The organism is Streptomyces olivaceus (assembly GCF_000721235.1).
GTDB classification, from domain to species: Bacteria; Actinomycetota; Actinomycetes; order Streptomycetales; family Streptomycetaceae; genus Streptomyces; species Streptomyces olivaceus.
The window spans coordinates 17,738-28,318 of the sequence record NZ_JOFH01000063.1; the positions used below are offsets into that span (position 1 = coordinate 17,738).

The following is a 10,581-nucleotide window of genomic DNA, read 5'->3' on the forward strand; positions in this document are numbered from 1 at the left end:
CCACGTCCAGCATGCCCGCCGAGGACACCAACACCCGGGCGTGGCAATCTGCCCTCCAGCTCGGGCATGAACACCGACAAGCCCAGGGACAGCCCCCAGGGCATCGACACGCTCGCCCCGTTCTTACGGGCAACCTTGATGTACGCCCACCACTGGGTCGGCCGGCTCTACGATCGCCCTGTGCACAAGCAGACCACAACGAGCGAAACCCAGTGCGGACACGCCCCGAGGGCGGTGGTGTACCTGCTGGTCGGACTGACCGGGTCAGGCAAGACCACCTACGCGAAACAGCACCTGGTCCCGGCCGGGGCGGTGCGCCTGTCGGTCGACGAGGAGATTCACGCCCGGCACGGCCGCTACGGCGTGGACTACCCCGAGCACGAGTACTTCTCGCTGGAGGAGCCCGTGGTCGCCGAGATCCGCGAGCGCCTGACTGCGCTCGTCGCGGCCGGTCAGGACGTCGTCCTCGACCACGGGCTGTGGCTGCGTCCCGCGCGGGACGAGTGGAAGAAGATCGTCGAGTCCGCAGGTGGCCGGTGGCGGCTCCTGTACTTCCCCGTCCCGCGCGAGGAGCTGCTGCGCCGCCTGGACCAACGGAACCGGCGGGACGACGCCAACGCGCTCGCCGTCACCCCGTCCGCCCTGGACAACTTCTACGCCAGGTTCGATCCACCCAAAGGTGAAGGGGAAGAGATCATCGAAGCGGGCTCGTTCGGCCCCGCGGTGTAGGCAGGCGGCCTCCAGGTCGTGACGATCTCCGCCGCTTCCTGCGCCCACCAGTCCGGCACCGCACGCGTGGACACCGGCCGGAACCCGTACTGCTCGTCCTGCACGTTGATCCGCCCACCGTGCTGGTCCAGGTGGGCGAGGAAGCGGCGGGCCTCGGTGAGCCGGGCCGGTGAGGCGTCCTGCCACGTGCCGTCGGCCGAATGCGCCGCCCGCTGCTCGGCGTTCTCCCGAACCCTGGTGCGCCACTTGAAGTGGTGCACGACCACCGGGGGACGGTTCACCGGCCGATGGCCCTCCGCCCGGTGGTTTCCGGATGCCACCGGCACCGTGGAGTGCGCGAGGACGATCTTCCGAGGGTCTCCGCGGAGCAGGTGGTGGGTGAAGAAGCCGCCCAGCGGATAGGCCCTGTCCAGCCCGCCGTCCTGCGGGCTCCACCCGGGCAGGCTGCCGTCGGCGGCGACCCGGTCGAGCATGACCCCGCCGACCGTGCCCGACGCGCTCTCCGCTTCGGCGATCAGCTCGGGCAGCGGCGCGGGGAAGGCGTGGAACTCATCAGAGTCGGCCAGCAGGTGCCAGCCCTGACCGGCCTTGGCGCGCACCAGGTCCCGCAGCCGCACGTTGGTGTGCTCGTGCCAGGGGCCGGTACTCACGGCTTCCGGCACGACCCCCAATTCCCGGCATGCCGCCTGCACCGCGTGGCGGCGCTCCGGGCAGGCGTGCTCGGTGAAGTGGAAGGCGAGCAGGAACCGGTCGACGCCCAGCGCCCGATAGTGGCCGACCCACGCGGTCAGCAAGGCGGGTTCCACGGGGCCGACCACGGCGATCAGCGGGGGAACAGCAGTCATCAGGGAGACTCCTTCGTAGCGGTGTCGGTGAGGAAGGCCACCTGCTCGGCAGGTGTGGGCACGCCCAGTGCGCCGACCGCGCAGGCGTCCGGCCTCGGGAGCGGGCCCCAGGCCAGATCGCGCAGCATCACGGCCAGCGCCTGGCCATCGCCGACGGGAAAGATCCGCACCCACGGCAGGCCGGACAAGCGGCCGGCCAGGGCCGGATCGTGGCCGGAGACGAGCAGCGGCACGCCGAGCCGTACGGCGTCCACCACGAGCCCGGACTCCTTGGCCACACCGGGCCGGCGTGCCACCACCGCGGCGTCAGCAGCGGCGTACACGGACCGGACCTGTGCCTCGCTGGCTGGGCCGGGCACCATATGTAGCCGCGCCCCGGGCAGCGCGCTCCACCTGTCGAGTACCTCATGGTCGAGCGGCGCGCCCGTGACCAGGACGTGCAGGGGACCGTCGAACCGGGCGAGGGCCGTACCCACCACGTCCATGTCCTTGTACGGCCACCAGCCGCCCACCAGGCACACAGCTGGCTCACCTTCCGGGATGCCGAAGGCTTCCCGTGCCCGGTGGCGTTCCTCGGCGGTGAGGCGGTCGCCGGGGTCTGCGACGGCGTACGGCCGCACCGTGACCCGAAGCCGGGGAAACCGGGCGGCCACATCGGTGCGCACCGCCTCTGTCGGCACCAGGACACGCACACGCTGCTCGCCGGGCCGGGCCACCCGGCCCAGCAGCCGCAGCGGCCCGTCCTCGGTGGTGACGACCTCGTGGACGAAACGGCTGTGCGGCCCACCGAGGAGACCGGCCAGCCCGTGCAGGGCCTCGCTCGCGCTGAGCACGACCACCGGCCCGGCACCGAAGCGGCGGGCGGTGCGCACGCACGCCGCTTCGGCCAGGCAGCGCGACAGCAACGTCACCTGGTGCGGGACTCGCCGTACCGCCGTGGGCCACCGGCGCCCGCGCAGCAGCCGCCGGGACACCTCGGCTACCGATGCCACGACACCGGCGGCCAGGGCCAGCGCGCCGGGGACCACGCCGGTGGGGCCTGCTACCCGGGCACCGGCCGCGCGCAGTGCCTGCCGGGTCTCCGGGACGATGCCGAACGGGACGAGGACCAGTGGCGCGCGGTGTGCTTTCGCCAGCGCGGTCAGGGCGCCGTGGTGGTGCCCGCCGGCCCGGTGCGCTCCGGGCTCGACGAGCACCAGGACGTCGTTGCTCATCCGGCGACGGCCTGCTCGGCGTGTCCGGCGGTGAACCGGCTGAACAGCCAGGCCGGGTCGTTGAGCTGGTCGAACAGGTGCGGGAAGTGCGCCGCCTCCGCGGCGAACGCGACGCCCTCCCGTGCGCCGGCGGTGGCGGAGTCGGCGTACTCGCCTTCCGCTCCGTCGGTCCACGCCTTGATCCGCTCGGTGGCCTCTCCGTCGTCCATGCCGTACTCGCTGCCGCGGGCCAGCATGGCGCACTCCCGGAACCCGGCCTTCCAGGCGTGGTACGGGGACTGGTTGATGCGGGTCGTGCCCGCGACGTCGGCGACGAACTCCGCGCGGCCGGGCAGCGCCGCGAGGACGTCGACCGCGTTGCCGAGCTGGCGCAGCGCCGAGCGGCGGATCAGCTTGAGCCCGCCGTACCCGTAGATCAGCCCGTTGAGCGGGTTCCTGGCCCGCCACACCCGCATGGCCACGCCTTCGGCGAGGGGGGCGACGCTGCCGAGGCGGTGGCGATGACGAAGTCCCCGTCGGCGAGGAGAAACTGTTCGCTGTCGGTGACCTCGGCGGCCAGCCGGTAGGCGCGGCGCATGCCCTGCACGCCGTGCAGCCGCTTCACCCTGGTGCCCAGGACACGCTGCAGGCGTGCGTGCAACTGGTCTGCGATCGGCTCGTCGTAGGACAGCATCACCGCGTCGAAGTCGCTCATCGCAGGGCCTCCAGGTAGCGGGCGGCGACCTGGTCGGGCGCCAGGTCGACGGTCGAGGCGTAGGCGCGCTTGGCCTGCACCCGGTAGAACTCGGCGTCGGTGGCGAGCCGGCTCGCGATGGACAGGGCTTCGTCGGGCGTGTCGAACAGCAGCTCGTCGTCGATGTGCTCGGCCAGCCACCCCGTGCGAGGTGCGATGACGGGCAGCCCCATGCCCTGGCAGTCGATCACCGACATGGACCACGGGCAGCCTTCACGGAACGGGGCGATACCGAAGTGGGAGCCGGCCAGCATCTGCCGGTAGCGCACCCGGTCACCGCCGTCGGAGGCGACGGTCACCCGGTCCAGCGCGGCCAGCTCGTCCCGGAACCGCTCGGGGCTCGGGTCGAGCCTGATCCGTTCGGGGCTGCGCTGCCCGAACAGGTCCATCACCATCAGGCGCACCGGTGCGTCGTGCACCAGCCTTCGCGCCAGGGCCGTGAACTCGGCGGTGCCGTAGTGCGCGTACAGGCGGTGGTTGTAGGCGCCGACCGCCGTGCCCTCCGGTACGCCGGCGTCGGCCGGGTCCCGGACGAGGCGCTCGTCGCGCGGAGCCGGGACCACGGTCAGCTTCTCGCCGAGGTCCACGCTCATCCGTGCCGCAGCCGCCGACGTCCACGACGCGGCTGTGGCCGAGTGGACCAGCACCTGGTCACAGGCCGCGAGACCGGCCGCGAACGCCAGGAGCACACTCCGCCCCAGACCCCCGTCGTCCAAGGACGGGTCCAGACGCATCTGCTGCCCCGCCGTGAAGGAGAACGGCAAGTAGTGGCAGTAGCCGGCCACCAGCGCATCGACGCGGGCCTCCAGCAAAGCGGCCCGGACAGCCGGGGCGGCCTCCACCTGATTGGCCACCACCACATCCGGCCGCACGTCCCGCATGACAGCGACCAGGGCATCCAGGCCCGGGTCGAACCGCGCCCGGTACTTCGTGGACGGCGACGCCGTGGCCACGTACCGCACCCGCGGGTCACCGACCGGTGCGGGCGCGGACACGGTCACCTCGGCCCCGGTGTCCGCCAGGGCCGGCGCAAGCAGTTCCGCGAAGGTGAATCCCGAGTCGGCCGACAACCGGTTCGGATTCGAGACGTTGAGCAGGTACAGCACTCGCTGCATGAGACTTCCTCCAGCCACCCGGGGGTCGTGCCGGGCCGGTGAACACAGCAAACTGGCGGCAGGGCGGGCGACAGAATGGTGAACTGTCATCACTCTCGGTTCACTCACGTACTCAACCAGCGCCTCAGACGGGGGAATTGATGGAGCCGCAGGGGCAGGCCACGTTGGAGCAAGCTCACCAGCACTTCGCAGCCGAGGTCGCGCGCTGGCGCGAGGTGCGCGGCATGTCGAAGAAGGTGCTGGCGGAACGGATGGGCTTCCACCCGTCGTACGTCAGCCACATGGAATCCGGCCGCACTAAGCCCAGCGAAGACTTCGCCCGGCGCGCCGACGAAACCCTGAACACAGGCAAGGCCATCTGGCACCTGTGGTGCGAGTACGAAACCGCCCGGCTACGCTCCACCAAGCCGGCAGCTGTCCCCGCCGCCCGCAAGGCCGAGCAGCCCTACGCCACCGGCTCCTCAGTACTCGTCGAGCACGACGCCGCACGCCTCGACTACGACGGCAGCCGCTACCGGCTGACCATGCGCCGTCTCCTGCGCAACACAGGCACCGAGCCGATCACCCGCTACCTCATCCGCATCAGCGTCGACCGGTACCCCTGCGAACCCGAGCGTTCCAACCACCACTACCGTGCGCACCCACTGACCTGGGAAGAACTCAACCTCACCGCGGTCTGCCGAGGAGAGGCCATGCGCTGGCAGGCCAAGCACGACCGCGACGCCTTCAAAGAGGTCTGGCTGCTGTTCGACAACGACCAAGGCCGCTTCCCGCTGTACCCGGGCGAGTCCGTATGGATCGAATACGCCTACACGGTCAGCGAGGAGAAATGGGGCCACTGGTTCCAGCGCGCGGTCCGGCTGCCCACAGGACACCTCGAAGTCGAGCTGGCCTTCCCCACAGAACTCGACCCGGCCGTGTGGGGCACAGTGACGTCGATGACCTCCGAGGCGTCACCGCTGAACTCCGCGCCCACCCGGCGGGAGGAGAACGGCACCACCGTCTTCACCTGGTCGACCGGCCATCCGATCCTGCACGCCCGCTATCGTCTTGAATGGCGCTTCCGAGCGGCGCGGACACGACGAGATTCAACAGGAGTTCACGTGAACGAGGTGCGGCCCAGCGAGCAGATGCGCAACCTCGGCGTAGTCCAGGAAGGCGCCCCCATCCTTGCCGAGCCGGCACGCCCCTTCTCACTCCCTGCCGAACGTGAGGTCGCCGAGCAAGCCGTGGAGAGCCTGTTCACCTCCATGGAGCGCATCGCGGGCGTGCACACGTTCGCCAAGGGGATGGGCATTGCCGCCCCACAGATCGGCATCGGCCGGGCCGCGGCCGTCGTCCAGCCCGCCGAGCCAGGAGCGGGCGCGATCGTACTGCTCAACCCCCGGGTCATCGCCGCCTCGCGTGAGACCGACGACCAGTACGAGGGATGCCTGTCCTTCTTCGACGTACGCGGTCTCGTCCCCCGCCCTCTCCGGATCACAGTCGAGACCATGACACTCGACGGGACGACCGTGATCACTGACTACGAACGCGGCCTCGCCCGTCTGATCCAGCACGAGATCGATCACCTCGACGGCCACCTGTACACGGCTCGGATGCGCCCCGGAGTGCAGCCCATCTCCGTGACCGAGTACCGGCAGACCGGACGGGCCTGGTCCTACGAGCATTGAATCCCGATGATGCCGGGCCCCCGCGCTCGGGGATGCGGGGGCCCAGAAGTCGGGTGAGGTACGTGAGAGGCGTAGCGGTCGCCCTCAACCACGTCCCTCCCTCGGATCAGCGCGCCAGGCTGCAGGTGGGGAATGTGGACAAGCACTCGGCCATACCGGCTGTGGATCGAGCGGACCGAGGACGCGAGCTGGGCGAGGACCAAGAGCGCAGGCTGCTCGGGGCGGTACACCAGGACGCTGCCCATCCGGTGCGGACGGCGCACTGTTGCACCCACCCTGCCCCGCCCCACCGAGAGCCGGGCACCCTCAGGTGCAGCCGATAGGATCGCCCGGGTCACCACGCCGGCGCCAGGCCCGCCCATCTCTTGGAAGGACCCCGCAGTGCTCCAGCACCGTAGCGCCCGCGCGGCGGTGTTCTCTGCCGGGTCCTGGGGCACCGCCGTCGCCAAGATCATGGCCGACGCAGGCACCGACGTGATCGTGCACGCCCGCCGAGCCGAGATCGCCGACGCGATCAACACGACACGTCGCAACGTCGGCTACTTCCCAGACGTGGACCTGCCGGAGACGCTGACGGCCACGACCGACCCGGCCGCCGCGCTGGAGAATGCGGACTTCCTTGTGCTGTCCATCCCCGCTCAGTCCCTTCGGGAAAGCCTCGCCGCGTGGGCGCCGCACATCGGGCGCGACACCATCATCGTGTCCCTGATGAAGGGCATCGAGCGCGAGACCGGCCTGCGGGCGAGTGAGGTTATCACCGAGGTCACTGGCATCCCCGCCCACCGGGTGGCCGTCTTGTCAGGGCCGAACCTCGCCCGCGAGATCATGGCCGGACAGCCCGCCGCCGCGACCGTCGCCTGCTCCGACGAAGCTGCCGCCATCCGCATCCAACGAGCGTGCCACACCAGCTACTTCCGCCCCTACACCAGCACCGACGTGACCGGATGCGAACTCGGTGGCGCGGTGAAGAATGTCATCGCCCTCGCCGTCGGCATCGCCGCTGGCATGGGGCTGGGACACAACGCGCAGGCCATGCTCATCACTCGCGGCCTCGCCGAGACCACCCGACTGGCCGTGGCCATGGGCGCCTACCCCGGCACCCTCGCCGGGCTGGCCGGCCTCGGCGACCTGGTCGCCACCTGCTCCTCCCCTCTCTCACGCAATCGCACCTTCGGCACCCACCTCGGCATGGGCCTGAGCATCGAAGAAGCGACCAGAGCCACCCGGCAGACCACCGAAGGCGTCAAGAGTGCCCAGGCGACCCTCGGCCTGGCCCACGCGTACGGCATTGACATGCCGATCACCGACGTCGTCACAGACCTGCTGAACGGCAAAATCACGCTCGCCCAGGCCACGGCAGCGCTGATGCAGCGCCCACCCAAGCCCGAGCGCTGATCCGCAACGCGACCGGAGCAGTGGTGACGAGGATGCGTCGATAGGTCTCCCGGGTGTCCTGGTCCGCCGCGCGGCAGATCCACGAACTTCTGACCGCCCGGCGATAGGGCCCCTGACGGTGGAAGGGACCGCGTCAGAACGCAAGATGGCTGGGAAGAGGTTGAGGGGCCAGCCTAGCGGTGGGCCGCTGCAAGGACTTCCAGCGGCAGCACACCGGGGGCGCCGACAGCCATCTACGCAACCACCTCTGACTTCCCGTCAAATAGTGCCTGAAACGCTTCGGAAAATCCCCGCATCTCGTTCTCACCCCTGTGCGATGTGACGGTCTCGAAGTACCACGCACTTTCGGACTCGGTCACCCCTCGCCATATCCCCCACGTCAGGACGATGCGCCCATCCGAACGCTGTGCCGATATCTTCAGTTGCCCCTCACTGGACTGCCAAGTGCGAGGTTCACTCCAGCTGCCCGATGCGTCAGCCAGTGACCCAATGAATTCCACCAGTCCGTCACCGTCCAGCGTCCGGACCAACTCGCTGACGTCCACCCAGGCACCCTTGGCCCGTACGGTTATGTCAAGCGCAGGGTCGTCCCCGTACGGCCGCGTCGGCGTGGAGAACAGCAGGTGGACCCCTTGCCCCGGGTCTCCCACGCGGAGGAGTTGTCCACCGCGCGCATCGTGAATGATCATTGGCCCATTCTATTGCCTTGCCCCCTTCCCCTGAAGGGTGACGATTGCCACGCGGCATTTCCGCTCACACCGGCCCGTAACAGGAGTTCCTTCTTCTGTCACGGGGCGCGATTTGGTGATTGCCGTCACTCTGGCGGACCTTTGCGGAAGTCGGGGCTATGGACTTGTCAGTTGAATGCGACGCATGAGTGTTGGAGCAGTTTCAACAAGCCGGAGCCGCTGGAGTTGGCACCCTCGAATACGATATGGCTGAGACAGCGTTCCGTGGAACGCCAGTCGGCGCTCGGAGGGACCGTCGCCACGGTTGTCCCGGCAACCGGTTGGCAGAGGCCGCGGGGGCCGCCCGTCAGAGATTCCCCCGGCCGGGCCGCGGATAGCCGAGCGCCGGCGGAGGGGCCCGTCACTTTGCGGGGACGGCTTGCCGGCTTGCTGGCTCCTGGGGTGCTCGCTGGGTCAGGATCGTCATGCGGCAACCAGGAAGTCCGGCGGGTTGCAGCACGTGGGTGACCAGTTCGGTCACTTGACCGTCGAAGAGCGGAAGCGTCATCTGCAGTACGTGGCCGTCGTAGTGGTCGGCGAAGTCGGCTGCGCCACGGGTCCACAGGTCGCGTACGGCGGGGTTCTGACGGGTGTCACTGATGAGCTGCTGAAGGTCTGGGTCGTGGGGGCGGTCGACGGCCGCGTCGCGGAGCATGCGCACGCACACCTCCGCGTCGGCCTCCCAGTTCAGGTGCTGGTCGCGCGCTTCGGCGCTGAGGAGGAGCCACCGCATGAGGTTGGCCCCGGGAGCGGTCGACCACGGGAACAGGGCGGCCATCGTCGTGTTGACGGCCAAGATGTTCCAGGTGGCATCGATGACGTAGGCGGGGAAAGGCTGCTGGTCCAGCAGGAGGCGCAGTTCGTCGCTGATGCGTGGTGGTTCCTGGGTTTCCGGGCTGGAGAGTCCCCCGCCGTTGCTGACGAGGAACAGCGCACGTCGCTGGACGCGGTCGAGTCCGAGTAGCGTGCCGATGGTGTCGAGTTCGTGGCGGGTGAGGGGCCGGGTGATCACTCCGCCTTCGAGGTCCCGGTACCAGCGCTCGCTCCTGTGCAGGGCGTCGGCCACTTCTCTCTGGAGGATCGGGCGGCCGAGCGTGGTGCCGGCAGCGGCCCGGAAGACACGCAGCAGGGCACCGATCCCGGCGGATTCTCCTTCACCGCCGCCATCCTTTATGGCCCCGCACATGCCACGTTCCTCGCACTTCTCGTCTGCCCGGTCCTGATCAAATCGCGCGTTTCTCAAGGCTATATCGAGCAGACGCCGCCCCCTGCGCTACATGATAGAGCGATGGCGGCACTGCGCGACCGGCAGAAGATTGCCGGTCACCACATTTTGACCGACTTGTCCCGTGAGGGCGCAGAGAGCCATTGATAGTCGCGCCGCTCAGGACTCGCCAAGTGCGCGCACACATAGGCAAGTTGAACAGCGGTGGAGCGCAACGAGCATTTCCGTAGCAGACTTCTCGTGACCCCGCTGTGATCTTTACCGTGCATTGACTAATGATCCGGACCAAGCCCAAGATCTGTTCGTCCATACAGCGCACCGCGGATCACTGGGTGAGTCACGGGGGTATAAGCCACGCCGCCGCTGGGTCAGCGCGAGCGCTGCTGGCCGGATATGACTTGGATCACTCCGGTCGGGCGGTTGAAGAAACCGCTGCGGCATGCGACACGAGGGAGGGTGCAGTGAAGATCATCTGTGAGTACGTCGGGACAGTCGAGTCGCTTTCCGTCTCGCTGTTTGCCGCCTCCGAGAGAGCCACGTATTGGGTGCCCCGGCGTTCGACAGAGAGTACTTCAGCAAGACCTTCATCTTGGCGCATTTCCCGCACGTGTTCGTCGCCCTGCGCCCGGCGCCCAGCACAGCCCCTGACCGGACGAGCGTTACGCGGACGGTGCGAACGGGTGGACCGGCAGAGGGCCGCATAGTCAGCGTCGACGCTTCAAGAGGATTCAACTCCCGCGCGTCGGAGGCTAAATGGTCAGCCGGTCGCTGGGGGCGGACCTTCTCACCGCCTTTTCCGCGCTGGGCCTCTCCTCCAGGCGCATAAGAAGTCATCTCATTTGGCCAGCCTGCGGTAGCAGATGAGGGTGCAGGCGATGCTGGTGAAGGCTAGGAAGTGATCGGCTCTGCGTTCGTAGCGGCGGT

11 protein-coding genes are annotated in these 10,581 nt (G+C 68.9%); 4 read left to right on the forward strand and 7 right to left on the reverse strand.

Annotation, left to right across the window (positions count from 1 at the left end; all coding sequences use genetic code 11):
* Positions 1-66 precede the first annotated feature (66 nt).
* A complete protein-coding gene (locus tag IG94_RS0136820) occupies positions 67-729 on the forward strand; it encodes a P-loop nucleotide/nucleoside kinase family protein (RefSeq protein ID WP_224326641.1) in 663 nt (220 codons plus the stop codon).
* Here IG94_RS0136820 and IG94_RS0136825 read toward each other — a convergent pair.
* The 5 genes from IG94_RS0136825 to IG94_RS0136840 are packed head-to-tail and all read right to left on the reverse strand — an operon-like array spanning position 654 to position 4,636.
* Positions 654-1,574, reverse strand: a complete 921-nt coding sequence (locus IG94_RS0136825; protein ID WP_224326640.1) for a glycosyltransferase family 2 protein — start codon at positions 1,572-1,574, stop codon at positions 654-656. The two genes, IG94_RS0136820 and IG94_RS0136825, sit on opposite strands and share 76 nt — an antisense overlap.
* A complete protein-coding gene (locus tag IG94_RS0136830; RefSeq protein WP_031048034.1) occupies positions 1,574-2,788 on the reverse strand; it encodes a hypothetical protein in 1,215 nt (404 codons plus the stop codon). The genes IG94_RS0136825 and IG94_RS0136830 overlap by 1 nt, the downstream gene beginning before the upstream one ends.
* Positions 2,785-3,243, reverse strand: a complete 459-nt coding sequence (locus tag IG94_RS39220; RefSeq protein ID WP_224326639.1) for a hypothetical protein — start codon at positions 3,241-3,243, stop codon at positions 2,785-2,787. The genes IG94_RS0136830 and IG94_RS39220 overlap by 4 nt, the downstream gene beginning before the upstream one ends.
* Positions 3,204-3,482: a hypothetical protein gene (locus IG94_RS43885; protein ID WP_224326638.1), complete on the reverse strand. Its 279-nt coding sequence runs from the start codon at positions 3,480-3,482 to the stop codon at positions 3,204-3,206. Before IG94_RS43885 ends, IG94_RS39220 begins: the two co-directional genes overlap by 40 nt.
* Positions 3,479-4,636: a glycosyltransferase family protein gene (locus tag IG94_RS0136840; RefSeq protein WP_031048037.1), complete on the reverse strand. Its 1,158-nt coding sequence runs from the start codon at positions 4,634-4,636 to the stop codon at positions 3,479-3,481. The genes IG94_RS43885 and IG94_RS0136840 overlap by 4 nt, the downstream gene beginning before the upstream one ends.
* A gap of 140 nt (positions 4,637-4,776) precedes the next feature.
* On the opposite strand from IG94_RS0136840, the gene IG94_RS0136845 reads away from it, so the two are divergent.
* Together IG94_RS0136845 and IG94_RS0136850 are read left to right on the forward strand one after the other, a co-directional pair.
* The gene (locus IG94_RS0136845) at positions 4,777-6,309 is read left to right on the forward strand and encodes a peptide deformylase (protein WP_031048040.1); all 1,533 of its coding nucleotides are present in this window, start codon (positions 4,777-4,779) and stop codon (positions 6,307-6,309) included.
* A gap of 381 nt (positions 6,310-6,690) precedes the next feature.
* Complete coding sequence (locus tag IG94_RS0136850; RefSeq protein ID WP_031048045.1) at positions 6,691-7,704, forward strand: NAD(P)H-dependent glycerol-3-phosphate dehydrogenase; 1,014 nt, start codon at positions 6,691-6,693, stop codon at positions 7,702-7,704.
* Positions 7,705-7,937: 233 nt separating this feature from the next.
* On the opposite strand, the gene IG94_RS44455 is transcribed toward IG94_RS0136850, so the two are convergent.
* Positions 7,938-8,393, reverse strand: a complete 456-nt coding sequence (locus tag IG94_RS44455) for a DUF6228 family protein (protein WP_052411045.1) — start codon at positions 8,391-8,393, stop codon at positions 7,938-7,940.
* A 400-nt stretch (positions 8,394-8,793) separates the two neighbouring features.
* Positions 8,794-9,498 carry an MmyB family transcriptional regulator gene (locus IG94_RS0136860; protein ID WP_346009432.1) on the reverse strand — a complete coding sequence of 235 codons (705 nt, stop codon included), beginning with the start codon at positions 9,496-9,498 and terminating at the stop codon, positions 8,794-8,796.
* Between IG94_RS0136860 and IG94_RS43890 the strand changes: the two genes are divergently transcribed.
* Positions 9,481-9,804: a hypothetical protein gene (locus IG94_RS43890; RefSeq protein WP_224326655.1), complete on the forward strand. Its 324-nt coding sequence runs from the start codon at positions 9,481-9,483 to the stop codon at positions 9,802-9,804. The genes IG94_RS0136860 and IG94_RS43890 overlap by 18 nt on opposite strands.
* Positions 9,805-10,581: the final 777 nt, after the last annotated feature.

Bases quoted from the DNA above. Each gene is read 5' to 3' on its own strand.
- IG94_RS0136845 (WP_031048040.1), top strand. From the start codon at position 4,777: ATGGAGCCGCAGGGGCAGGCCACGTTGGAGCAAGCTCACCAGCACTTC.
- IG94_RS44455 (WP_052411045.1), bottom strand. From the start codon at position 8,393: ATGATCATTCACGATGCGCGCGGTGGACAACTCCTCCGCGTGGGAGAC.
- IG94_RS39220 (WP_224326639.1), bottom strand. From the start codon at position 3,243: ATGCGGGTGTGGCGGGCCAGGAACCCGCTCAACGGGCTGATCTACGGG.
- IG94_RS43885 (WP_224326638.1), bottom strand. From the start codon at position 3,482: ATGAGCGACTTCGACGCGGTGATGCTGTCCTACGACGAGCCGATCGCA.
- IG94_RS0136825 (WP_224326640.1), bottom strand. From the start codon at position 1,574: ATGACTGCTGTTCCCCCGCTGATCGCCGTGGTCGGCCCCGTGGAACCC.
- IG94_RS0136830 (WP_031048034.1), bottom strand. From the start codon at position 2,788: ATGAGCAACGACGTCCTGGTGCTCGTCGAGCCCGGAGCGCACCGGGCC.
- IG94_RS0136820 (WP_224326641.1), top strand. From the start codon at position 67: ATGAACACCGACAAGCCCAGGGACAGCCCCCAGGGCATCGACACGCTC.
- IG94_RS0136840 (WP_031048037.1), bottom strand. From the start codon at position 4,636: ATGCAGCGAGTGCTGTACCTGCTCAACGTCTCGAATCCGAACCGGTTG.